General features: G+C 62.4%; 21 protein-coding genes. 8 read left to right on the forward strand and 13 right to left on the reverse strand.

From position 1 onward, the window contains the following. Window positions 1–7 precede the first annotated feature (7 nt). Window positions 8–814, reverse strand: coding sequence for an Ivy family c-type lysozyme inhibitor (locus ACODTZ_RS08155; protein ID WP_489025091.1), 807 nt, complete (start codon window positions 812–814; stop codon window positions 8–10). Between the two features lie 151 nt (window positions 815–965). Here ACODTZ_RS08155 and ACODTZ_RS08160 point away from each other — a divergent pair, with 151 nt between their 5' ends. Continuing rightward, window positions 966–2,219, forward strand: coding sequence for an aminopeptidase (locus tag ACODTZ_RS08160; RefSeq protein ID WP_489025092.1), 1,254 nt, complete (start codon window positions 966–968; stop codon window positions 2,217–2,219). A gap of 54 nt (window positions 2,220–2,273) precedes the next feature. Here the strand turns inward: ACODTZ_RS08160 and ACODTZ_RS08165 are convergent, their stop codons facing one another. Then, a complete protein-coding gene (locus ACODTZ_RS08165) occupies window positions 2,274–2,627 on the reverse strand; it encodes a hypothetical protein (protein WP_155947753.1) in 354 nt (117 codons plus the stop codon). A gap of 153 nt (window positions 2,628–2,780) precedes the next feature. After that, window positions 2,781–4,385, reverse strand: a complete 1,605-nt coding sequence (gene xseA / locus ACODTZ_RS08170; protein WP_489025093.1) for an exodeoxyribonuclease VII large subunit — start codon at window positions 4,383–4,385, stop codon at window positions 2,781–2,783. A 219-nt stretch (window positions 4,386–4,604) separates the two neighbouring features. Between xseA and ACODTZ_RS08175 the strand changes: the two genes are divergently transcribed. Both ACODTZ_RS08175 and ACODTZ_RS08180 read left to right on the forward strand, forming a co-directional pair. Next, on the forward strand, window positions 4,605–4,868 hold the full coding sequence (locus tag ACODTZ_RS08175) for a spike base protein, RCAP_Rcc01079 family (protein WP_489025095.1): 264 nt from the start codon (window positions 4,605–4,607) through the stop codon (window positions 4,866–4,868). Between the two features lie 118 nt (window positions 4,869–4,986). Continuing rightward, window positions 4,987–5,223, forward strand: a complete 237-nt coding sequence (locus ACODTZ_RS08180) for a hypothetical protein (protein WP_489025097.1) — start codon at window positions 4,987–4,989, stop codon at window positions 5,221–5,223. A 23-nt stretch (window positions 5,224–5,246) separates the two neighbouring features. On the opposite strand, the gene ACODTZ_RS08185 is transcribed toward ACODTZ_RS08180, so the two are convergent. Beyond that, on the reverse strand, window positions 5,247–7,049 hold the full coding sequence (locus ACODTZ_RS08185; protein WP_489025451.1) for a hypothetical protein: 1,803 nt from the start codon (window positions 7,047–7,049) through the stop codon (window positions 5,247–5,249). A 215-nt stretch (window positions 7,050–7,264) separates the two neighbouring features. Between ACODTZ_RS08185 and ACODTZ_RS08190 the strand changes: the two genes are divergently transcribed. Together ACODTZ_RS08190 and ACODTZ_RS08195 are read left to right on the forward strand one after the other, a co-directional pair. Further along, window positions 7,265–8,278, forward strand: a complete 1,014-nt coding sequence (locus tag ACODTZ_RS08190; RefSeq protein ID WP_489025099.1) for a glycosyltransferase — start codon at window positions 7,265–7,267, stop codon at window positions 8,276–8,278. Continuing rightward, window positions 8,275–8,652, forward strand: coding sequence for a GtrA family protein (locus ACODTZ_RS08195; protein WP_018899289.1), 378 nt, complete (start codon window positions 8,275–8,277; stop codon window positions 8,650–8,652). Before ACODTZ_RS08190 ends, ACODTZ_RS08195 begins: the two co-directional genes overlap by 4 nt. Here the strand turns inward: ACODTZ_RS08195 and ACODTZ_RS08200 are convergent, their stop codons facing one another. After that, the gene (locus ACODTZ_RS08200; protein ID WP_489025101.1) at window positions 8,653–9,639 is read right to left on the reverse strand and encodes a Gfo/Idh/MocA family protein; all 987 of its coding nucleotides are present in this window, start codon (window positions 9,637–9,639) and stop codon (window positions 8,653–8,655) included. Window positions 9,640–9,832: 193 nt separating this feature from the next. Between ACODTZ_RS08200 and ACODTZ_RS08205 the strand changes: the two genes are divergently transcribed. Next, window positions 9,833–10,783: an aldo/keto reductase gene (locus tag ACODTZ_RS08205; RefSeq protein ID WP_489025103.1), complete on the forward strand. Its 951-nt coding sequence runs from the start codon at window positions 9,833–9,835 to the stop codon at window positions 10,781–10,783. Window positions 10,784–11,914: 1,131 nt separating this feature from the next. Here ACODTZ_RS08205 and ACODTZ_RS08210 read toward each other — a convergent pair. The 7 genes from ACODTZ_RS08210 to ACODTZ_RS08240 all read right to left on the reverse strand — a co-directional run bounded on the left by ACODTZ_RS08210 (window position 11,915) and on the right by ACODTZ_RS08240 (window position 19,227). Beyond that, complete coding sequence (locus ACODTZ_RS08210; protein WP_099503630.1) at window positions 11,915–13,363, reverse strand: class I SAM-dependent DNA methyltransferase; 1,449 nt, start codon at window positions 13,361–13,363, stop codon at window positions 11,915–11,917. Between the two features lie 2 nt (window positions 13,364–13,365). Beyond that, window positions 13,366–14,208 carry an HNH endonuclease family protein gene (locus tag ACODTZ_RS08215; protein WP_099503632.1) on the reverse strand — a complete coding sequence of 281 codons (843 nt, stop codon included), beginning with the start codon at window positions 14,206–14,208 and terminating at the stop codon, window positions 13,366–13,368. Between the two features lie 4 nt (window positions 14,209–14,212). Next, on the reverse strand, window positions 14,213–15,823 hold the full coding sequence (locus ACODTZ_RS08220) for an AAA family ATPase (RefSeq protein WP_099503634.1): 1,611 nt from the start codon (window positions 15,821–15,823) through the stop codon (window positions 14,213–14,215). Further along, window positions 15,813–16,310 carry a hypothetical protein gene (locus tag ACODTZ_RS08225; protein WP_099503636.1) on the reverse strand — a complete coding sequence of 166 codons (498 nt, stop codon included), beginning with the start codon at window positions 16,308–16,310 and terminating at the stop codon, window positions 15,813–15,815. The genes ACODTZ_RS08220 and ACODTZ_RS08225 overlap by 11 nt, the downstream gene beginning before the upstream one ends. A gap of 35 nt (window positions 16,311–16,345) precedes the next feature. Further along, a protein-coding gene (locus tag ACODTZ_RS08230) for an IS5 family transposase (RefSeq protein ID WP_489025453.1) occupies window positions 16,346–17,124 on the reverse strand; the annotation gives its coding sequence in 2 pieces (ribosomal slippage) (window positions 16,346–16,789 and window positions 16,792–17,124; 777 coding nt in all). Window positions 17,125–17,200: 76 nt separating this feature from the next. Next, window positions 17,201–17,964 (reverse strand): IS5 family transposase gene (locus ACODTZ_RS08235; protein ID WP_099503638.1). Its coding sequence is split into 2 segments (ribosomal slippage): window positions 17,201–17,631 and window positions 17,631–17,964, totalling 765 coding nucleotides; the frame shifts between segments, so codons are not numbered across the junction. A 42-nt stretch (window positions 17,965–18,006) separates the two neighbouring features. After that, window positions 18,007–19,227 carry a restriction endonuclease subunit S gene (locus tag ACODTZ_RS08240; RefSeq protein ID WP_099503640.1) on the reverse strand — a complete coding sequence of 407 codons (1,221 nt, stop codon included), beginning with the start codon at window positions 19,225–19,227 and terminating at the stop codon, window positions 18,007–18,009. A 184-nt stretch (window positions 19,228–19,411) separates the two neighbouring features. Here ACODTZ_RS08240 and ACODTZ_RS08245 point away from each other — a divergent pair, with 184 nt between their 5' ends. Together ACODTZ_RS08245 and ACODTZ_RS08250 are read left to right on the forward strand one after the other, a co-directional pair. Continuing rightward, the gene (locus ACODTZ_RS08245; protein WP_489025106.1) at window positions 19,412–19,669 is read left to right on the forward strand and encodes a type II toxin-antitoxin system TacA family antitoxin; all 258 of its coding nucleotides are present in this window, start codon (window positions 19,412–19,414) and stop codon (window positions 19,667–19,669) included. Between the two features lie 57 nt (window positions 19,670–19,726). Beyond that, on the forward strand, window positions 19,727–20,161 hold the full coding sequence (locus tag ACODTZ_RS08250; RefSeq protein WP_489025108.1) for a GNAT family N-acetyltransferase: 435 nt from the start codon (window positions 19,727–19,729) through the stop codon (window positions 20,159–20,161). Window positions 20,162–20,268: 107 nt separating this feature from the next. On the opposite strand, the gene ACODTZ_RS08255 is transcribed toward ACODTZ_RS08250, so the two are convergent. Continuing rightward, entirely contained in the window at window positions 20,269–22,821 is a 2,553-nt protein-coding gene (locus tag ACODTZ_RS08255; RefSeq protein ID WP_489025109.1) for a S8 family peptidase, read from the reverse strand. Between the last annotated feature and the right edge of the window lie 51 nt (window positions 22,822–22,872).

Here is a 22,872-nt window from a genome sequence, read left to right on the forward strand (position 1 = left end):
TCCGGCCTCAACCCTTCCATTTGGCGGCCCAGTCCTTCAGCGCCGCCCGCGCCTTGTCCGGCCACTGCTTGACCGGCGGGCGAACGATGATCTTCTTGTTGAACGGCTTCCAGGCCAGATAGACGGCGCGGCTGTCGATATCAGCGACGAGGATCGCCTCCTCTTCCGTACACATATGCGGCGTGCAGGCCATGCCGGTAAAGACACTGCCATCGAAACTGCCGCTGCCGACGCCGGTGATGCTGCGCTCATACTGTTCCTTGTCGGCACCCAGAAGAGCGTAGATTTCCTTTGCCACCGCCGCGTTGGAGAAGAGCTCCGCCGGATGCGCCGCCTTGTGATCGCGCAGCGCGTCCCAGCCCTTTGCGGCATTGGGCGTGAAGGCGACGTCGGCCAATGGCTTGAAGCCGTCGGGCGCAGTCCAGGACCATTGCACGCCGGCGCGGCCGGGGATCGGCTGCGAGGAAAACAGCAGGTGATCCCCCTTGTTTTCGACTTCCAGCCCGACGTAATCGTCCGGCTGCCCGTCGAGACGCGGAACGGCGCCCGGTGAGAAGGACAGCACGAAGCGATCGCCCGGGCAGGCATTGCCGCCATTGGACGAGGAGCCGATGGCAACCGGGACGTTGCCGACAACCGCCATTTCCTCGATCATCAGATAGGCATTGGCCAGCAGCTTGCGGCCGTCAACCGCCAGCGCAAGCTCGTCATCCTGCTTCACGATCTCGACCTTGTGGCCGAACATGGTCATGCCGAGTTCGCCAGCGACTGCCGCTGCCGGCAGGGAGAGCCCTGCCGCGGCCAGTATCCCCATCAGCTGTCTCATCCGCTCCCCACTTGCCCGATGTCCCCTTAGGACATCTGAATATGCACGGTTGAAATTGGCAAGGGCCGCAAGCTTCAATTTCGCCGCAAAGGGGTCTAAGTCTGATGGCCTGTCCGTTCGTTTCAGAAGGTGATCGATCATGAACTACATGCCGCAGGGCGATAACGCCGTGGACCCCATCAAGCTCGACAAGCTCGCCGAAGTCGCCGTCAAGGTCGGGCTGCAGCTTCAGAGCGGCCAGGATCTCGTGATCACCGCGCCCGTCGTGGCGCTGCCGCTGGTGCGGCAGATCACCAAGCACGCCTATATGGCGGGTGCCGGCCTGGTCAGTGCCTTTTATTCCGACGAGGAATCGACGTTGGCGCGCTATCAATATGCCAATGATGCGAGCTTCGACCGGGCGTCCAGCTGGCTCTACGAGGGCATGGCGAAGGCCTATGCGAACGGGGCGGCGCGGCTTGCGGTTGCCGGCGACAATCCGATGATGCTCTCCGAGCAGGACCCCGCCAAGGTCGGCCGCGCCAACCGGGCGATGTCGACGGCCTACAAGCCGGCGCTCGAGAAGATCTCCAATTTCGACATCAACTGGAACATCGTCTCCTATCCGAACCCGGCCTGGGCAAAGCTGGTGTTCCCCAACGATCCCGAGCCGATCGCGGTCGCCAAGCTCGCCAAGGCGATCTTCGCCGCCTCGCGCGTCGATGTCGAAGACCCGATCGCGGCCTGGGCGGAGCACAACGCCAATCTCAGGAAGCGTTCCAGCTGGCTGAATGGCGAGCGGTTCTCTGCATTGCATTTCACCGGCCCGGGCACGGACCTGACCGTCGGGCTGGCCGATGGCCACGAGTGGCACGGCGGCGCCTCGACCGCCAAGAACGGCATTACCTGCAACCCGAATATCCCCACCGAAGAAGTGTTCACGACGCCGCATGCCCTGCGTGTCGAGGGGTATGTGTCGAGCACCAAGCCGCTGTCGCACCAGGGCACGCTGATCGACAATATTCGCGTGAAATTCGAGGGCGGCCGGATCGTCGAGGCGAAGGCGTCGCGCGGTGAAGAGGTGCTAAACAAGGTGCTCGATACGGACGAGGGCGCGCGCCGGCTCGGCGAAGTGGCGCTGGTGCCGCATTCATCGCCGATCTCGGCCAGCGGCATCCTGTTCTACAACACGCTGTTCGACGAAAACGCCTCGTGCCACATCGCGCTCGGCCAGTGCTATTCCAAGTGCTTCCTCGATGGCGCCAGCCTCAGCCAGGATCAGATCAAGGCGCAGGGCGGCAATTCCAGCCTGATCCACATCGACTGGATGATCGGCTCCGACAAGGTCGATATCGACGGCATCAGGGCCGATGGCTCGAAGGTGCCCGTCATGCGGCAGGGCGAGTGGGCGTAACGGTCCAAGCCACTTCACGCATAGCGGCCGGGTTTGCCCGGCCGGAATTCCGGGTCAGCGGTAATAGATCACGTGTCCGCCGTTCAGCGCCCGCTGCACCTGGATGACATTCTTCAGCGCGATGCCGCGATCGGCGATCGCCTGCATCAGATGCCTGTCGGCGCTGACGGTCGCCTGCGCTTCGCGGATGCCTGATGGCATGGGGTGGCGCAGCGATAGCGGCAGCGATTGCTCGCGCTGTGAGAGCGAGGTGATGCGGATGGCGGTGACGCTGTCGTTATAGGCCTTGCCGAAAATGAACTCGGACACTTTCGACTGGCCCGCCAGCGCCGGCGCGGCAGGCAATGCGCCGGAGAGCGCGCCGGCAAGGGCGCCGACCATCAGAAGAGCGGGCAACATTCTTTTCAAGGTATTTCTCCAGGTCGCATCATGAAGCGGCTGAAATCGCCGCGCCTTTGCTTCCACATAGGCGCTTTGCCGCATTTTTTAAACGCCCGGCCGAGGGCGTCGCGACCAATATTTGGTGATCGACGCGTAAGAACGTGCCCTATGTCGGCAAGATCAAAACAGGCTGCCCTGCTTCGGCGGCGCTGCGGGATCGGCTGCCTTCGGCTCCGAGGCTTTGCTACCGCGCTTTCTGGCGCCGGCTGGCGGCTCGCCGCCCTCGGTGGTGATCGCGCCGATGCGGCCATCGGAGAATTCGATCGAGATGCCTGAGCCCGCCGACAACATCGCTGCCTCGGAAACCGGCCGGTTGTCCTCGTCGCGAATGACGGCATAGCCGCGCTTCAAGACGTTCTTGTAGGAGAGCGATTGCAGCATGCGCTCCTGCGCAGATAGCTCGCCGCGCGCCCGCACCAGCTGGTGGCGCACCGCCGTGTCGGCGCTGCGCGAGAGATTGGCGAGGCGGTCGCGCATGCGCGATGTCTGGCTCTTCAGCCGCGATGGCAGCGAGGCGAGTGCCGCGTCGGCGCGGCCGATGCGCGATTTCGAGCGGTCGATCAGCCGCTCGACGGTGCGTTCCGCCCGCGTCATGCGCTCGTTAAGCATCTGGCGGCGCTCGGCGATCCGGTTGGACAACATGTCGGGGCGCAGATGCGCCGCCGTGCGCTCGAAGCTGCGGCGCTTGTTCAAGGTGTTGAGCTCGAGGCCACGGCCAAGGCCTGATGCGGCCTCGTCGAAGCGGCGGCGCGGCAAAGCCAGAAGCTGGTCGAGCGAGGGCAGTGCCCGCATCAGTGCCCGCACCTGCTGCCGGCGCTGGTCCATCTGCCTCAGCGTGCTGCCCTGCAGCCGGGCCGCAAGCCCCGAGAGCTGCGCCTCCAGCTCCGCCTTGACCGGCACCGCCATTTCGGCGGCCCCCGTCGGCGTCGGGGCGCGAACGTCGGCGGCGTAGTCGATCAGCGTCCAGTCGGTCTCGTGGCCGACGGCCGAGATCAGCGGGATGCGGCTTTCGGCGGCGGCGCGCACCACGATCTCGTCGTTGAAGCTCCAGAGATCCTCGAGGCTGCCGCCGCCGCGCGCGACGATCAGCACGTCTGGACGCGGCGTTGGCCCATCGGGCGCGAAACTGTTGAAGCCGCGAATGGCGTTCGCCACCTCCTCGCCCGAGCCCTCGCCCTGCACCTTCACTGGCCAGACGACGACATGCACGGGGAAGCGATCGGAGATGCGATGCAGGATATCGCGGATGACGGCGCCTGTCGGCGAGGTCACGACGCCGATGACGCGGGGCATGAAGGGCAGTGGCCGCTTGCGGGCGGGATCGAACAGTCCCTCGGCGCCAAGCTTGCGCTTGCGCTCCTCGATCAACGCCATCAGCGCGCCGGCGCCCGCCGGCTCCAGCGTCTCGATGACGATCTGATACTTGGAAGAGCCCGGGAAGGTGGTGATCTTGCCTGTTGCGATCACTTCCATCCCCTCTTCGGGGCGGACTTTAAGTCGCGAAAAGCTCGTCTTCCAGACCACGGCATCGATGCGGGCGCGGTCGTCCTTCAGCGAAAAATAGGCGTGTCCAGACGAGTGTGGGCCGCGATAGCCGGAGATCTCGCCGCGCACGCGCACCTGATCGAAGGCCGTCTCGACGGTCCGCTTGATCGAACCCGACAGTTCCGACACCGAATATTCGGTGAGATTGCTCGGCGAATCATTGTCGAAGAAGCTGCTCATAAGGCTGTTCTAGCCGAAGAAGAGCGCAAAGGCAGCCCCGTGCGCGGGGAGGTTTTTCGTTCGCTGGCGCTGTTCGATGCTGCATCTCAACGAAAACAATCGCGCTGTTTCAATAGCTTGATGGATCGGCAAGACAACACGACGTCTCAAGCCAGCGCGCGATTTTCCCCGTTTTGCATGGTGGCACCATGATTGCGGAAGAAAACCAAGGAGCTTCCCATGTCCGATCGCTTTGCATCTCACACACCCTCGCTCACTGGCCCCGCCAGCACCGGCTTTCCGATCACGCCCGACGACACGCTGGCGCTGCCCGAGACCACGCGCGCGCTCTATGTCGGCGGTGGCGGCACTCTCGCGGTGGAGATGGCATCAGGCGCATTGTTGACCTTCGAGGGCGTGGCTGACGGCGTGCTTTTGCCGCTGCGCGTGTCGCGCGTGCGCGCATCGGGCACCACGGCGAGCGGTCTCATCGGCCTCGTTTGAATATCCGGCGCGCCGCTTGTTTCTGGCTCATGAAATATATGGAACCGCGAATATTGCCGGTGCGTTAATTGTTCGTCAAAGCCAGCGGACGTATAGTGAGGTGATTCGGGAGACCCTGATGATTGCTCTGACCGCAACAGCAATTGGCATCGCAACAGCGCCGATGCGCAACATCTTTTCCATGATTCTCGTGGGCTTGCTCATCTGCGGAAGCTATATCTGTGCGGCGCTTTTCGGGCCGACCTCGATCATCGATCTCGCCGTCGCCATCCTCTTCTACAATATCAGCCTGCTCGCCTGCCTCGTCGGTCTGCACCTGATCGGGCGCGCCCGCAAGAGAGCGCGCCTCGTCTGATATCCCTCACGATCCGACGATAATCACGATCCGCTGGGCACGTAGCGGAAGAACTGCACCGGCGAACCCTCCTGCTTCGGCAGCGGCTGCAGGTAGGACGGGATATTGCCCTTTTCCAGCTGTGCGTAGAGACCATCCGGCTTCATCTTGGCGATCTCGCGGGTCTGCGCGAAATCGGGGCAGAAGGCGAGCGTCGTCACGCCGGTGCCGCGAATGAAGGCTTCCGCATCCGCGGGTGTCGCGAGGCCGATATGCAGTTCAGTGAGCATGCCGCCCTGGTTGCGGTGGTACGGCGCGGAGAGGATGCGGTTTTGCGTGAAGCGCAGAATATGAACGCCCATGTCCGAGGGTGCGGAGACGAGGCCGGGCGGTATCGACGCCAGCGGCGCGACCACCTCGGGCGAGGCGCAGGTGAGCTTCTCCTTGGCCTCGGCCAATTCGGCCTGGGTGTTGTCGAGACGCGAGCCGATGAAGCCGCCGACCAGCCCCCAGACCGAGGCAACGCTCAGGAGTACGGTCAGGATATAGCTCAGCGCGGCGGCGCCATTTTCGCGATCGGCGTTGGAGACGCGGCGTATGTCGATGATCAGCAGCGCCAGAGGAAAGACGGCGAGCTGGTTGGCGAAGGTCGAGCCGCGAACCTGGACGAGCGAGATCCCGAAGCTGATGCCGAGCAGGCAGAGCAGAATGAGATGGATGCGGACGCGATCGGCATGGAAAAGCCGGAAGACGCAGACGGCGATGCCGAACAGGCCCGTCGCGTAGAAGAAGCCGAGCGTATAGGGATCCTGCCGCATTGCGCCGAAGATCGACTGCGCTTCCTGGACATTGTTGAGCCAGAGATCGATCAGCATCGGGTCGAGATCGGCAAGCGGATTGCGCAGGCATTGCGGCGCGATGATCAGCGCCGAGGCGAGCACGCCGGCTCCCACGCCCGCAAGGACCACGAAGCGCAAGCCGCGCCCGAGGCCGCTGGCAAAAGCGGCGGCAAACAGGAGCAGGCCGCCACCGATGGCAGCCAGGCTATAATAGCCGAGCGAGAGGTTGTCGCAGGTGACGGCAGGATAAAGCCTCGGCGGCACCGTGCCGAAGAAGAACAGGCTGATCGACAGCGCAAGCGTCAAGCCGAAGGCCTTGGCGGCGGGCGCGAAGGGCTTTCCTTCCCAGGCCCAGGCCAGCGAGACGACAAGGCAGACGCCCGCGACGAAGGGCGTGGTCTCGGCGCCGATTGCAATCGCCAGCGCCGCTGAAAAGCCAGCGATCGCGTAGCTCAGCGGCCGATCATCCTCATCGAGCAGCATGGCCGTCATGATCGCCACCAGGGCGAACTGGACATTGTGATGATCGATGGAGCCGGGCAGGAAGCGGTTGCTGGCAAGCAGCAGGAAGACGGTGAACCCCAGCGCGATATGCATGCCGAACACGCCGCCGACACGCCGGCCGGCAAGCCCCATGCCCCAGAGGCTCGGAATGACGAGCGAGAGCGGCCAGACGAGCAATGCGGCAGCCTCTGCCCGCTGCTCGGGCAGGAAGAGCGAGAAGAACTTGATCAGCGTGGCTATCGGAAGGTCGATCAACCGCGACCAGTGCATCAGCGTGCCGTTGCCCAGCCCCATGCGATATTGCATGAGATCGAACCAGCCTTGCCCGTTGAGGAAATCGCGAACCTCGACGAGGCGCATGACATCGTCATTGTCGGCGCCGACATAGTCCTTGGCGTTCGGCAGACGTAGCGCGACGATCGCGATTATCAGCAGCACGCTGTAGAAGAAAACGGAAGGCCAGAGCCGCGCCGCCTGCAATTGCAGCCTTTCGCGGAGGGACATGGATGTTGGTTCGCCAGTCATCGGGGCAACAGTCGCCATGAAGCAGATCTCGTCATTGATTGCGGCGCGACTTTACGATGCGCGTATCAAGAAAGCGTAAAGTAGCGGCGCGGACACATCTTCGCCGCCCCATCAGTGACCTTCGCCCTCGTCATAGGCACTTGTTAACGGCCCTGCTTTAGACTTGCCGCAAATTCTTTCTAACGGGTGTGATCATGACTGGATCGCGTATCGACAATCTGAGCGTTGCCGTTTTGCTTCCCTGCTACAACGAGGCGGCGACGATCGGCGCGGTCGTACGCGGCTTCAAGGCGACGCTGCCGGATGCGGCGGTTCATGTCTACGACAATAATTCCACCGATGGCACGGCGCTTCACGCCATGCTGGCGGGCGCCCATGTCGTACGCGAGCGACGCCAGGGCAAGGGCCATGTGGTGCGCCGCATGTTCGCCGATATCGATGCCGACATCTACATCATGGCCGATGGCGACGGCACCTATGCGCCCGAGGACGCGGAAGAGCTCATCCGCACGCTGCTGTCGGAACGCGCCGACATGGTCGTCGGCACACGCCGCGGCGTGCATGACGACGCCGGCCGCCAGGGCCACGCCTTCGGCAACCGCATCTTCAACATTCTGTACCGCACGATCTTCGGCCCCGATTTCACCGATATCTTCTCCGGCTACCGGGTGTTTTCCCGCCGCTTCGTGAAAAGCTTCCCGGCCGTTTCCGCCGGCTTCGAGATCGAGACGGAGATGTCCGTGCACGCCTCACGGCTGAAGCTGCCTGTCAGCGAACTGGAGCTCGACTATGGCCGCCGGCCCGAGGGCTCGCACTCGAAGCTTTCGACCTTCAAGGATGGCGCCAAGATCCTCTGGATGTTCGCCATGCTGATGAAGGAAACGCGTCCCTTCGCCTTCTTCGGCATCATCACCGGCCTGTTCATGGCGCTGAGCCTCGGCTTCATGACGCCGGTCCTGGCGGAATATTTCGAGACGGGGCTCGTCAGCCGCATGCCGACCTGGGTCATGTCGATGGCGCTGATGATGATCTCGTTCATGATGTTCACCGCCGGCGTGATCCTGGATTCGGTCGCCCGCTCGCGCGCCGAGCATCTGCGCATCGAATATATGCGGCTCGAGGCATCGCATCTTCTCGGCAACGGTTTCGCATCCGAGCTTGAGGAGATCGACATTCGCCGGCAGCCCTCTCAAGCAGGTGCGGCGTGAAGAAACTGCTGCGCTTCGGCATTGCCGGCGGGCTGGGCTTTATCGTCGATGCCGGCGTGCTCATGCTTCTGCTGCACACGACGCCGATCGGGCCTTTCATCGCCCGGGTGATCGCGATCGCGCTCGCCATGGTGACGACATTCGTCTTCAACCGAACCTTCACCTTCGAACGCTCGGGAGATTCTCTCGCCGCCGAAGGGTTTCGCTACGGCTCGGTCGGGATCACCGCCGCATTGGTCAATTACGGGCTCTACTCGGCGCTGCTTCTTTCGATGCCCGACCTGCAGCCGCTGGCGGCGATGGTGTTTGCCACCGCCGCGGCAACTGTCTTCAGCTTTTTCGGCTACTCGCGCTTCGTCTTCCGCGAGAAATAATCACACCGTCTCCCAGCCATCCTTCTCGCTGGCGCGATAGATCGCGTCGATGAATGCCTGGCTGAGCTTGGAGCTCTCCAGCGACACGATCTCCTGCGCCTCACCCGTGGCAGCGCGCGCGAAAGCTTCGGCCTCGCGCTTGTACTGGCGGCTGTCGGGGAAGCGGAAGGTGGTGGATTCGTTGTGGCTACGGTTGCTGAGCTCGATCTCTTCCGCACCCCAGCGATCGGCATTGAAGGGCGACTTCACCTCGATGAAGCCTTCGGAGCCGTGAAACACCATGACCTGGCGGTTCGCCATCTGCGTGGAGATGTAGAAGCTGAGCTCGAACCCGCCGAAATCCGCCTTGACGCTGGAATAGATGTCGGTGCCGAAATCAGGATCGCGGCGGGTGACGGCCTGGACGCGGCGCGGCTCCTCGCCGGTGACGAAGCGCGTGGTGATGGTCGGATAGACGCCGATATCGGGCAGCGCGCCGCCACCGAGTGCGGGGATGTTGCGCATGTTGCCGGGGTCGCGGTTGAAGTAGGTGAAAGCGCCCTGCACATGCAGCAGCGTGCCGATGGCGCCGTCCTTGATCAGCTGGCGCACCTTCAGCCAGACCGGCGCGTAGGTGACCATGTAGGCCTCGGTCACCAGCACCTTGTTGCGGTCGCGCGCCGCGATCAGGCTGTCGATCTCGTCGGCCTTCAGCGCGATCGGCTTTTCGCAGAGCACATGCTTGCCGGCATCGGCCGCCTTGATCGTCCACTCGACATGCTGGGCGGTCGGCAGCGGGATATAGACGGCGTCGATCTTGTCGGAGGCCAGCATCTCCTCATAGGAGCCGAAGGCGTGCGGCACCGAGAAACGGTCGGCCATCTCCCTTGCCTTCGACAAATCGCGGCTGGCGATGGCCGTGACGACGCAATTTTCCGCGTCCTGGATGGCCGGAACCACGAGCTCGCGGCCGATCTTGGCGGTCGACATGATACCGAAACGCAGCATGGTCTTTTCCTCTCCTTCATTGATTTTGACGCGAGATTAGAGACGGCCGGCCCGGGACGCAATGGCGCGATCACAATTCGCGGCGCTTGCCGCGGCACAGGTTTTCATCCGCCCGGATGCGCACTAGGTTACATCACAGCGGCGTCCTGTCGCGGTCCGAATTTCACCAGATTGAAGATTTCAGGAGTATTTCATGGAATTGCGTCGCCTTGGAAAAACCGGCCTTTCGGTCGCGCCGATCGTGTTCGGCGGCAATGTGTTTGGCTGGACGGCCGACGAGAAGACCTCTTTCGACATCCTCGACGCCTTCTTCGACGCCGGCTTCAACACCATCGACACCGCCGACGTCTATTCGGCCTGGGTGCCCGGCAACAAGGGCGGCGATAGCGAGGAGATCATCGGCAAGTGGCTGAAACAGAACAAGGTCGCCCGCGACAAGGCCGTGATCATCACCAAGGTCGGCTCCGAGATGGGTCCCGGCAAGAAGGGGCTGAAGGAGCAGTATATCCTTGAAGCCGTCGAAGCGTCGCTGAAGCGGCTGCAGACCGATTACATCGACCTCTACCTCTCGCACTGGCCGGATGCCGAGACCCCCTATGAAGAGACGCTCGGCGCCTTCGCCAAGCTGAAGCAGCAGGGCAAGATCCGCACCATCGGCTGCTCCAACCTCGACGCCACGCAGCTGCAGGCCTCCTTCGACGCCGCCGAGAAGGCCGGCTTGCCGCGCTACGACGTGATCCAGCCGGAATACAATCTCTACGACCGCGCCCCCTTCGAGGGACCGCTGGCCGAGCTCTGCGTGAAGGAAGATATCGGCGTCATCACCTATTTCAGCCTCGCGGCCGGCTTCCTGTCGGGCAAGTACCGCAGCAAGGCCGATACCGAAGGCAAGGCGCGCGGCGGCAAGGCGGCCGGCTATCTCGACGACAAGGGCCTGAAGATCCTCGCCGCGCTCGACACGGTTGCCACCGAGACCGGCGCCAAGCCCGCTGAGATCGCGCTTGCCTGGCTGCGGCGCAAGAAGGGCGTCACCGCCCCGATCGCCAGCGCCACCAGCCTGTCGCAGCTCGACAGCCTGACGAAATCGGCCACGCTTGCGCTCAGCGACGAGGCGATGGCGCTGCTGGATAAGGCGGGCGGCTGAGGGCGGACACTCCGACTGCCATGCGACCGCCCCGTTATTGGTGGGCGAGCGCCCCATTCTCCACGTCATGCTCGGGCTCGTCCCGAGCATCTAAGCACACCTCGGCTGGCTCGACGGGGATTGCTCTACCATCGTCGGAAGGGCCAGATGCAGGGGCCATGACCGTTGCATTTGGGATGACGTGATTAGATCCTCGGGACGAGCCCGAGGATGACGCTGCGCATGAGAATTCCGTTACAATTTCAATGGCTTATCGGATGGTTCGCCTTGCGATGCCATGCGCGCTGCAAGCTCACCGCTGCACCAGCCTCCCGATCGCAACCGTTCGGCCACCCCACATACCGCGTCATGCTCGGACCTGTGCCGAGCATCTGCCTAACACCAACCCACCAAACAAAAATGCCGCCAGGCGCATCACGCCGGCGGCATCATTGTCAGCATGAGGCAATCAGCCCCCTGTCTTCAAGCGTGAAGCATCACTCCCACTCGATTATTTCCTAGTACCATAACCAATTGATATTGCGCGCAAAAAAATTTTCCGACGTTCTCTATACCGTCAGGCACACCGTCAAAAACACCGGCTATTGAAAACACTGGTCTTTTTGGTTGGTTTCCGGAATTTGATCCTTCGCGGTCTATCGCGGCGCACGGAAAGCCAACTCCCCTCCTGACCGCGTTCGCACCCCCCGCCGCCTGTACGCCCCGGTACGACTGTTCCCTTACATCCTCCGCCCCACTATACCGTCAGCCGCCGCTAAACTGTTCAATGTATGTCGTTTTCCTCCGCTCCGCGGCATACCGGATTGCTGGCCTTCGCTGAGTCCGGCATTTCAACAGCGGTTATCGGCCTCACCTGTCAGTTATCATTGGCGGATTGGAGAATCTCCTGCTGCATTACTCGAGCTTTGCGCCGCCCACTGCAGGGCGTCACCGAACACGAGCCGCGATGGCGGCTCAAACTGCGCAGCAAGCGCGACGATCCGATGGGCGAGCCGCTTCGGATCGTCCGGCTAGTTGCCGTTTGCGCTGTCGATGAAGGCACGATCCTGCGCGATCGCTTCGGCATAACCCGCGACATCGATGCTGCCGAAACTCGGGGACCTAAAGGCGGAACGAGGCGATGGTCGTTATTCAAGCCTTCGCCTTAGTGATGAGTTCCAGCGCCCGCCGGAGATCATCAGCGACCAACTCCGACAGCTCATCGAGACGAGCGAGGCCGGGCGTGCGTTGCGCCGCCCCAGTCGCGCTCCACGTAAGATCGAGCCGGCAGTCAGCGTTCGCGAGGACGTGAGACGTCGCAAATTGCCGGTGCCGATCGCCGCTTTCCCGATGATCCGATTTGAACAGCGTTACGAATTCGCGAAGGTCTTCAGCCTGCAGCGGCTTGGTACGGAGCGAAAAGCGCTTGTCAGACCGAAGGTCATAGACCCAGATCGATTCCGCAGGACCGCCGGAGGCGCGAACCGGCTTGTCGAAAAAGACGACGTTTGACTTAACGCCCGCGGCATAAAACAGGCCCGGCGGAAGCCGCAGGATGGTGTGGAGCCGGCATGTCTCAACCAAGCGGCGGCGAACCGATGCTGCGGCACCGGTCTCAAAGAGAACATTGTCTGGCACGACGACCGCCGCACGGCCGCCCGGTTTCAGCAGCGCCACGATGTGCTGCATGAAGTTCAACTGCTTGTTGGCGGTCTGAACCCAAAAGTCGGGGCGAACGATAGTAAGGCTGTCGTCGACCCGGGACGACTTCCCTTGTGAATAGGTCACGCTGCCTTTGATGCCGAAGGGGGGATTCGTAAGCACCACATCGACCTGCATCTTTGGTGGTGCCTTCAGGCTGTCCTCGCACGCGATCGGCAGCTCATCTTCGGCATTGCCGCCGACGCCATGCAGCAGCAGGTTCATCGTGGCTAACCGTGCAACCTCTTCGACGAGTTCGACCCCGCGGATCGCTTTGGTGGCAAGCTGTTTGCGTTGCCGCGGCGTCATTTCGGGATTATTCTCTCGGAGGTAGTCGTGAGCCGCGAGCAAAAATCCGGCTGTGCCGCACGCTGGATCACAGATGACTTCGCCCAGACGCGGATCCACACAAGCGACAACGGCCTCGATCAAGGGGCGCGGAGTGAAATACTGGCCTGCCCCGCTCTTGGTGTCGCGTGCATTCTTCTCAAGCAGCCCCTCGTACGCGTCCCCTTTCAGATCATCGGATAGGCCTGTCCACTCCGTCTGGCCAATCAGATCAACGATGAGGAGCCGCAGTTTTGCGGGATCGCGTATCTTGTTTTTGGCGTTGCCAAAAATCAGGCCCAGCATTCCTCCCAGCTCACCGAGGGCGGGCAGAATACGGGTGTAATGCGCGTGCATCTCGACCGCATCAAGGCTGGCAAGAACGCCCCACGAGAGCTCCTTTGGGACCATCTCACCCGCTTGCTCGTCCGCCATCTTGAGAAACAGCAGATAAGTAAGCTGCTCGACATAATCTGGGTAAGACAAGCCATCATCCCGCAGGATATTGCAATACTGCCAGAGGCGACGAACAATGTTCTGTGCGCCATCGGCGCGTTGCTGGGTTCCCACCATAATCAGAGCTTCAACACCACGTCGTTAATCCACCAAATATCACGAAACGATTCGACGTAGACCTTGGCCGCAGCCGCGTACTGCGCCCTCGGGTTCAGCCGCCTTTTGAGGTCACCGATCACATCCTTGAAGGCTTGCGAGGCTTGCGGCATCCCAAGGTAGTCGTTCGGCGCTTCTCGCTTGCCGCGCTCCACGTCGCGCTCAATAATGTTGTAGAGCGTCATGCGGCCCTCCACGAACTTTGGCCAGTTTAGGTGCAGGCCCAATCGACTGGCGGCGATCTTGGCTTCAGCGACAGCATTTCCGCGATACTGCGGAGACAGATCGATCTCGCCGTTCGGTAAAAACGTCAGCAAAATCGGATCCCCGGGGTCGGTGGGATCCAGCAAAGCCGGATGCTCAAGACGGATGTCGTCGCCTGGCTCGGTTGCGCGTACACCGGTCGCGAGAAGCGGGAAATGGGTCGATTTCCCGCCGGCAACGCGGGCGCCCGGAGCAATCCGTGGCCGGTTCGCTCGCTGACAGCTCAACCGCATGTTGCGCCAGTCAAAGGCCAGCCAATAGTAGCCGGGATGACGCCGGTCCTCTTTTACCTTCCCCTTCGGCCGGAAATGGTCGATGTCGTTGTCCGCGCCAGGACTCTCACACTCGGTGTACCAGCATTTGCCGCCCGACGCGCCCTCGAAGGCGTCGCGCAACGCAGTCCACCGGTTCTGGTTTGCCTCAATGAGCGCAGCCCGACGGCGGGGGTCGGCTTCGGCCATGATGAGGTCTTGCGCCGTTTGCAGATCGGCGAGCAGATGCCGGATGTTGGGCAGGATATCTTCCAAATTAATGTACTGCATCGCGTTACGACATGCCCTGCTCGCGACGCAGCTCCTCGACGATGCGAGCGGCTAAACGGCTCCGCGCCTGCTGCTGTTCAGGGGTGAGTTCCACAGTCTCGCGCCAGCGAGGGTCCTCCTGGGCAGTCCAGGCCTTCAGGAATTCCTGATAAAGTGGATCGCGCTGCGTCAGGTCGAAACCGCGCCCGCGCAGCACCTCCCGCAGCCGCGCCAGTTCGGCCTGATCGTCATCAGTGAGGTTCTCCTTCATGGCCAACAGGCGTTGCTTATCAAGATCCGCCTGGGTTTCGGGGTCCAATGTGGTGCGCAGCCGGAAGAGATCGCTTGTTAGAATAGCTGCGACGCCCATGCCCCGCGGGTCTTGGTCAGGAGGGTCAGCAACGGCGCACCCCTGTTCGTCACGCCGAAAAATCCGCACCTGTTCGCGCTTCAACCCAGCGAAGACCAACGGATCATGCGTCGACATCACAATATGGCAACTGTCCCGATCGCGGATGAAACGGTCGAGGAAACTGAGATACTGAGTGCTCCAGGCGGGGTTCAAATGGGTGTCCGGCTCATCGAGCAGGAAGAGAGCTTCATCCCTCGCGGTAAATTTCAGAAGCCCGAGCACGAGCAACAACTGCTGTTCGCCCTCGCTCAAGTCGCGGTAGGTCACGTTCCCGCCGCCAGCTTCCGGCGTCATCTTGACGCGAGTGCGCACCTCGCCGAGCACTTTCGATAGGTGCATGCTCTCCAATGCCGTGAAGAAGGCATATTGGTTGCCGTAGGTTCGGTAAACTTCGGCCAGCGCGTCGGTGTTGGAGAGGAACAGGTATAAGCTCTGAACGATCGGGTTCTTGGTCAAGTCGATCGGAATTCGCCGCGTCATACGGAGCGGCAACAGTGCCTTGTCGTAAAGGTAAGCAAGAAACTGCTGAACCTCGCCCACGGCGTTCCAGAAACGCGGATCGCCGCCTTTGCGCTTCCACGGCGGCTCCTTGAGAGCGAACAGAACACTGTCGAGACCCTCGATTTGCAGGTGGTCGCGAAGGAAGTCGCGGTCGGCCTTCGACGCCTCACTCGCCTCCATGAAGAAGGCGATCAGGGCGAACTGGCCGTGCAGCGTTTCGGCGTAGAACAGCCGTCGCAGCGAATTCGGGTCAGCGATCGCCTTCCCACGTTGCTCCGGCGCTTTGATGATCCAGCTGTAAAAGCGCTCCCGATGCTTCTCGAAGATCGACGTTAGGCGATCACTCGGCCCAGAGTAATAGCCGAACACAAACGCCGGCCGGTGGCGAGGCCGCCCATCCGCGTCCTCCGCCATGAAGGCCTTGCGGGATAAGTCCGCGAACGACTCTTCGCCCGGCCGCCTTATCCGAAAGCTGGGATGCTGGTCGGCCTTCGCCTTGACCGATATGATGTTGTCACGGCACTCATATTGCAGCTCGTAGTCGAAGGGGGCCTCCACATCGAGATCGAGGTTGCGGAAGACCAGCGCTAGGCCCTCGATCAGATTCGACTTCCCGGCACCGTTTTCGCCAACGAGGACGGTGTAAGGTGAGAGCTCGTCGAAGACGACGTTAAGGTCACGAAGGTTTTTGAAGGAGCCGATCCTGACCTTCTCAAGCCGCATCGACGATCTCCACTTCGGCGTTCTCGGTTGCCTCGCCTCTCAGCCGCAAGCTTCCTTTCATGCCCTCGCGAAGCGCGAGGTAGAAAAGTTCGACATGCTCGGGCATGTCGCGATTGTATCCCGCTAATGCGAACAGATCCGGCAAGGGAAGAACCCCGCCATTCTCGCGGAGGACGGACGTCAGATCAGGACTTGGCTCCGCCTGTCGCGATGGGCGTGGTTTACGTTGCGGCATATTCTTTCCTCCCGAGCTCTTCGTCGTCACCGCGGTCACAGCCTGCGGCGGACCGCCCAGCCTGATTGCGAGCGCCGACGCCGGCTCATCGTTGGGATCCTGAGGAGCGAGTTCTCCGGCCACGGCCGCAGCGAACAGCTCCTGCTCGAGATCAGGCAGGCGAGCCAACGAGGTCCGTACGGCTGATATCTGTTGTTGTGTGATGCGCAGCCGATCTCGCGCCGCCTGCACAATCCTCGCCTGCTCCGCCAAAGGTGGCGTCGGGAACGGCAACGCCCGGTATCGCTCTAGGCCACGGACTCATTAGCTGAGGCGATCCATATCCTCGTCGCGGCAAGCTTGAGGGCGGCCATGTAATTATCAGCGCGCCGGTCGTATCGCGTCGCAAGGCCGCGCATCTGCTTGATACGATTGAAGAACCGTTCCACAAGATTGCGATGGCGGTAGACCCAGCGGCTGAAGCTGAATGTCTGTTTTCGATTGGCCTTTGCAGGGATATTCGCCCAGCATTTGCGTTGCTTGGCAAAGTTACGAATTGCGTCGGTGTCATATGCCTTGTCGGCGAGGATCGTCGCGCCGGGCTGCAGGTCGCTCAACAGCTTTTCAGCCATCGGTGCATCGGCGGCTTGGCCGGCGGTGAGTTCCAGCCGAACCGGTCTGCCATCTGCATCGACAAGAGCGTGGATCTTTGTCGTCAGGCCGCCGCGCGAACGTCCCATGCAAGGATCGGCAGATCCCCCTTTTTAGCGTTGGCACCATGCTGGTGAACGCGAACACAGGAACTGTCGATCATCACAATGTCTCCATCGTAACGCTTTGAAACGGCGTCCAGAAGACGATCCCAGACGCCCGCTTTACGCCAGCGGGAGAACCGATTGTAAAGCGTCGTGCGCGGACCATAACGCTCCGGCACATCTCGCCAAGACGAACCAGTCCTGAAACGCCACAGGATGCCGTTGATCACCCGGCGGTCATCGACACGTTCAACTCCACGGCTATTGTTCGGCAAAAGAGGTTCAATAATAGCCCATTCTTCATCGCTCAATTCATGACGGCGCATGGCAATCTCCTTTCAAGGAGATTGAATCACACACCGTCAGTTAGATGAACCCCGTTTATGGGGACACTGCCTAGGCCTAGGCTCAGGACTCATTGATCCAGAAGATCATGATGGCGGCGATGGTGATGGCGGCCATGAAGGTGTGGGCGCACCGGTCGTAGCGGGTGGCGATGCGGCGCCAGTCCTTGAGGCGGGCGAAGAGGTTCTCGATCCTGTGTCGGCGGCGATAGACGGCCGGGTCGTGGGGGATTGGGATCTTGCGGCTGCGGCTTGAGGGGATGCAGGCGTCGGTTCCGCGGGCGGCGAGAGCGTCGCGGAAGCCGCGGCTGTCGTAGCCCCTGTCGCCGATGAGGACGCGGGCGCGCGGCAGGGCGCCCAGCATGAGGGCGGCGCCCCTGTGGTCGCTCATCTGGCCTTCGGTGAGCAGCATGACCAGGGGCCGCCCCCGGTCGTCGCAGACGGTGTGCAGCTTGGAGTTCAGGCCGCCCTTGGTTCGCCCGATGCGGCGGGGAACATCCCCTTTTTGAGCAGGCTCGCCGCCGTGCGATGCGCCTTCAGGTGGGTGCTGTCGATCATGATGGCGTCCGGCTCTCCCGCCTGTCCGGCCAGGGCCGCGAAGATGCGGTCGAACACCCCCAGGCGGCTCCAGCGCACAAACCGATTATACAGCGTCTTGTGCGGCCCATAGGCCGACGGCGCATCGCGCCAGCGCAGGCCGTTCCGGATCACGAACACGATCCCCGACACCACCCGCCGGTCATCCACCCGAGGTACGCCGTGCGCCAACGGAAAGAACGGCGCAATCACCGCCATCTGCCTGTCCGACAACCACAAAAGATCGCTCATCAACGCCTCCCCGATCCCTATCGGGAATCAGAGCAACGCCCGTCATGCAAGCAATTTAATAGGTCCTGAGCCTAGATGGGCAATGTTGGTCGACCACCGGGCAATGGATTTGAAAACACCCGAATGCATGTAGTGTCGAAAGACCAACAGCGCGTAATTGGGGTCCACGTGCTCATACGCTCTGAAGCGTATAAGCGTATTCTGGAAGCACGCGCCCGGCACCTCACCTCGGTAGATCGCTGGGCGACCCACCAGCTCAGGGCTCTGTCCCTCGTTCAGCAGAATGTCCCCGTCGCGCAATTCATAGATGGCCACTTCCTCAGGCTCGAAGTTCATGCGGAGCACGTCCGAGGTATCGATCCGATCCTCATAGACGTTGGCGACCCGAAGATAGGGCCGCATGTGCTTGCCGCGTTCATGCTTGGGTGAACGCTGGCGGCCGAGGGTCACCTCGCCCGCCCCATCGACGCGCGACCAAGCCCAGCCCGCGGGAAGCACCGGGTCAAAGCCTTCTAGGTTAGGCGCCCGTTCGCTTTGACCGAATAGATCTGGTTCAGCGCGCGCCGCGCTCGCCGGCGTGCGGCTGCGCTCGGATAGCTCTTCATCCCGCTGCGCGACCAGCTCACCGGCAACGGCCGCAGCGAGCACCTCTCGGAGCTGCTCATCCAGAAGCCGCAATGCGGACTGGAGTCGCGTCTCGGCCTCGCGGATTTCGGTCAAGCGTTGGTCAGCTATGGCAACGATCCGCGCCTGTTCCTTCAACGGTGGCAATGGAAAGTCTAGTTCTGCGAATCGCGAAGCGCCGAGATGCTGAATGCCGACACCTCGAGCGGCTTGAGCGAAGGCGCCGGATACGGCCATTTGTCGGAATACGATCAACGCATACTCGGGCGTGGTTAGATGGGGGCGAAAACGGATGACCGTGTTCTGATAGCAGCAGGGCTGCACCTCACCGCGCCAGATCGCTGATCGGCCGACTTGGCTAGCGCTCCCCGAGGCTTCGGTCAGCAGGACATCCCCCACCTCAAGACCGAACACCTGCTGCTCGGCCGGGGTGAAATTCATCTCCAGCAGGTCATCAAGATTGATACCCGCAGGGGTGATATTCGCGGCTCGAATATATTTGGTCAGGTGTTCGCCCATGGCTTGATCCGGGGACCGTTGACGGCCGAGTCGAACGGCGCCGGCCTGGTCGACGCGGACCACCGCCCAGCCGGCCGGAAGGTCGGGTCGAGAAGGTGTCTGATCGTCGTTCGTGCTCATGGTCTTGTGCGCCTATTACCGCGCACCAAGAAGCTGAACCGCCCAAAGGCTCGCCTTCACCCCCTTGATGCGTCCGGCTGTAAGCCGTACAATAGCCTTCAGGCGATCATTAAGGCAATGGCCCATGAAACATACGGCGGCGAAAAGGCGGGTCGCGGCCCGCAGCGAGCGATTGGAGGCGCGTGTGTCCTCTGATCAGAAGGAACTTTTCCTCCGTGCTGCCGAGTTGCAGGGCCGAACGCTCACGGATTTTGTCATCTCGAGCGTGCATGAGGCCGCCGTGCGCACCCTTGAGGACCTGCAGTCGGTCAAGCTAGCGGTTGATGAAAGCCGCGCTTTCGCCGAGGCTCTCCTGAACCCCCGAGAGCCCGGCTCGCGACTTTCCGCGGCCGCTCGGCGCTATATGGCGTCGGTCGCGGCGCATGAGCCGAATGCTCGCTAGCCCTTGTTGATCCAGACACTCGACGACACTCACGATCGCGCCGGGTTCGAGTCCGGCGTGGACGCGCTAGACCGATATTTCCGCACCCAAGCCAGTCAGGACGTTCGCCGACGCGTCGCCTCCTGTTTCGTCCTCGTAGAGGGTGATCTCACGCCTCTCGCGTTCTCGACACTTGCCAGAACATCGATCGCTCTGTCCAACCTTCCGGCAACGCTGACGAAGCGCTTGCCGCGCTACCCCGTCGTACCGGCGACGTTGCTCGGGCGACTCGCCGTCGATCGGCGCCATCGCGGACGCCGACTGGGCGAGCACATGCTTTTGGACGCCTTCGCACGAGCGCTGCGCAGCGAAATCACCACATTCGCCATCCTGGTCGACGCGAAGGACGAAGCCGCAGGAGCTTTCTACCGCGCCTACGACTTCCTTCCCTTGGATAACGCCGGCCGCCGTCTTTTCCTCCCGATGGCCGAGGTCGCTCGCCTGTTCGCGTAACGCCGTAGGCCTTCAAGAGTGAAGTGCCCCTTGAACACCGGTACGAGAGCGTCCATGCCCGCCCAACCCGCCCACTGCGGCTTTGTCCCGCCCTCTTAATCGGTACGCTAACCGAGTAGCACTTCTATCTCTTTGTTCTCAACAAGCGTGCTGATCTCACTGTAGAGATCGACATCTTGGCCGGGCGCAGAGATGGAAATGACCAGAGCGTACCGCGCCTTATCAGCCACCCGCTTCTGGCCGACGTGCGACTTCCACCATCCCCCGACCGGATAGACCGCGATGGCGTCGTGACCTGCCAGTTCGATCGCCCTGCCGCGCCACAGATCGCAATGCAGCGACCCCGCCTGGATAGCTTTTGGCCCTAGAAGCCAGCAACTGGCCTCGCCATCGGCTTCGGTGCCGTCCTTGGCCTGGCTCGCTGAAATCCGGCTACGGAAGCGCGCTGCCGTCTCGGTGCGCTTCTTCATGTCAAACCGCAGCCCGAAAGAACGATAGGTGTCCGGTCGGGTCGCCGCCTTGCCCGCCAAGTTCGGCTCGATGAAATACGACAAGGTCACCTTCATCGTGACAATCTCGTTTTCGAGCTTCTCCAGCGCTGCTTTCGGCCAAGGCAGATCGTAGAAGTGCATCTCATTGAACACGCCGGTCCGGCCGTCCGCACCGATCGCGAAGGGCTGAATCTCGGCCTGGGCGACGAGCGTGGCGTCATTGCGCGCCGACAGGATCGCTCGCTCGATGTCCGGTACGCCGTAACCGAACTCGCGAAGCATCTCCTGCTTCTTGCCCTTGGTGGCCGCCTTCCCGGTCTTCCAGTGGGCACCGGTGCCGATGAACTTTCTCCGGATCGGTTCGGGCCATCGGGCCGAATCCACGGTCAGTGCGCGGTGCGTCTCCGCCCACAGGTCCGGCCGAGCCGCCTGCAGGCGGCCGATGAAGTTTCCGGCCATGCCGGCGGCAGCGCTCGTCGCCCAGAACGGGACAAGCGGTTCAGCCGTCACATCGGAGCCGGCCGACAGGAGAGAGACGGCCGGGTCCCAGCCGCAGAAGCCGGTCGCGTCCGACATCATATTGCCGGCCTCGAACAAGACTTCCGGCTTAATCGGCGTCAGGTCGTCGGGCAGCGACTGTGAGCCACGACTGAACGGGCTGCGGTGATTGGCCGGAACGGCGGCCTGCAACACCGGCGGCGGCGCCGGCGGCTGCTCCTTGCGCGTGAAGCCGCCGATGGTCAGGGCGCTCCAGCTCTGTGACGGGTCTTCCAGAGGCTGCGAAGGAAGGACGTCCACCGCCATGCCACCAGAGACGTTCCCGGTGGCGACGACGATCAGCCTCTTCGGTCGTTCCGCGGCCGGGACGGTGTCATCAGCCTCGCCTGGCATGGCCCCCGCCGCGATCTGGTCGATCGCACCGCTCCAAGTCGATGGCCGGCTTGGAGGGAAATCGGTGGCGGACGTGGCGATGCAAAAGCTCCGCACCACATCCGGGCGCTCGATCTCGACCGAACTGACGGCGCCCTGGGTCACCACACCGTAGCTGGGCGGCTTTGTTGGCGGAAACCCGCCGGGCGGCAGCAGCTTCATGGATTCGGCGCCATGGGTGAGTTCGACAGGACGCTCATCGTTCATCAACGGTTCCAGGTCGCCGTAGAGTACGAGCCCCGCAAGCGGCGTGCCGTGACCGCCATGCGGCTGGTGATCGTCCGCACCCCAGGCGGGATCGTAAGCCCAAGCGCCGCGCAGGCCGGGCGCAATCAACGGATGAGCCGCCATCACGCCAGTGTCGAGCGTACAGACCACGGGAGCGTCAGGAGACGGCGGGCTCACGCGCTGCGCCAGCTCTTCCACCCAGTCATGCTGTCCAAGACCGGTCTCCCCACGGTCGAGGAAAGGCTCGATCGTTCCCGTCGCGCGGCGAATTTCGGTGATGGCGCCTGGCACGCGCGCCGCGAACGCTGCCACCGCCGCAGCAACCGCGTGAATGAAGACAACCGTCGTGTCGGGAAAGATCAGGCGATCGCCGTGCACATCGATGTTCGCATTGCGGGCCGCCGCCACCAGGCGATCCGCTAGTGCGACCGGCTGGCGAACCCAGAGCTCCCACCATAGGATGTCGGGCGCAGCCAGATCCACCTCGCCGGTGAACAGCGATACGGCTTCTGCAGCCCTGACTTCCTCGATCACCTCGAACCGCTCGGCATCGGGGCGTCTCTGATTGCCGGGATCGCGTCCATAGTCAGCGATGCGATTGCGCAGGAAGGCGCGGGCATCATCCGGCACGAACACCAAGGCGCTTTCGGTGCGGTCCTCGTTGCGCTCCGATCGCAAGATCACAACGTCCTGTGTAGGAAACTCCAGCGCCGCGGGCACCTTCACGGCCTTGATCCGGGAGTCTTCCGCTGGCGGCAGCGTCGTGACCTCCACGACAGTACCGGATTTCAGCCCCTGTATGGGCAGGCGCGGGTCGGCAGCGGCAGCCGGAACCGTCCCCAGCGCCGCTGCGAGCTGGTCGAGGAGCTGCGTCGCATGCGCCGTATAGTCTCCCCGGAGGGGTTTGCGTTCCTGATTGCGTGAGGGAAAGGTATAGGCCGCGGTCTCACGAAAGACGTCGATCGAGATATGCGCGCGGTCTCTCGTGTCGAAATTATCGGGCTCTGCCATAGGCTCCTACTTCTTCATTCGCGTTCCGTTCGATCCGTTCGGCGGAGCCTG

Source organism: Rhizobium sp. FG113, assembly GCF_057809895.1.

Coding starts and splice junctions, on each gene's coding strand:
- ACODTZ_RS08155 (WP_489025091.1), bottom strand. CDS start 814: ATGGGGATACTGGCCGCGGCAGGGCTCTCCCTGCCGGCAGCGGCAGTC.
- ACODTZ_RS08160 (WP_489025092.1), top strand. CDS start 966: ATGAACTACATGCCGCAGGGCGATAACGCCGTGGACCCCATCAAGCTC.
- xseA (WP_489025093.1), bottom strand. CDS start 4,385: ATGAGCAGCTTCTTCGACAATGATTCGCCGAGCAATCTCACCGAATAT.
- ACODTZ_RS08175 (WP_489025095.1), top strand. CDS start 4,605: ATGTCCGATCGCTTTGCATCTCACACACCCTCGCTCACTGGCCCCGCC.
- ACODTZ_RS08180 (WP_489025097.1), top strand. CDS start 4,987: ATGATTGCTCTGACCGCAACAGCAATTGGCATCGCAACAGCGCCGATG.
- ACODTZ_RS08185 (WP_489025451.1), bottom strand. CDS start 7,049: ATGTCCCTCCGCGAAAGGCTGCAATTGCAGGCGGCGCGGCTCTGGCCT.
- ACODTZ_RS08190 (WP_489025099.1), top strand. CDS start 7,265: ATGACTGGATCGCGTATCGACAATCTGAGCGTTGCCGTTTTGCTTCCC.
- ACODTZ_RS08200 (WP_489025101.1), bottom strand. CDS start 9,639: ATGCTGCGTTTCGGTATCATGTCGACCGCCAAGATCGGCCGCGAGCTC.
- ACODTZ_RS08205 (WP_489025103.1), top strand. CDS start 9,833: ATGGAATTGCGTCGCCTTGGAAAAACCGGCCTTTCGGTCGCGCCGATC.
- ACODTZ_RS08210 (WP_099503630.1), bottom strand. CDS start 13,363: ATGGTGGGAACCCAGCAACGCGCCGATGGCGCACAGAACATTGTTCGT.
- ACODTZ_RS08215 (WP_099503632.1), bottom strand. CDS start 14,208: ATGCAGTACATTAATTTGGAAGATATCCTGCCCAACATCCGGCATCTG.
- ACODTZ_RS08220 (WP_099503634.1), bottom strand. CDS start 15,823: ATGCGGCTTGAGAAGGTCAGGATCGGCTCCTTCAAAAACCTTCGTGAC.
- ACODTZ_RS08240 (WP_099503640.1), bottom strand. CDS start 19,227: ATGAGCACGAACGACGATCAGACACCTTCTCGACCCGACCTTCCGGCC.
- ACODTZ_RS08255 (WP_489025109.1), bottom strand. CDS start 22,821: ATGGCAGAGCCCGATAATTTCGACACGAGAGACCGCGCGCATATCTCG.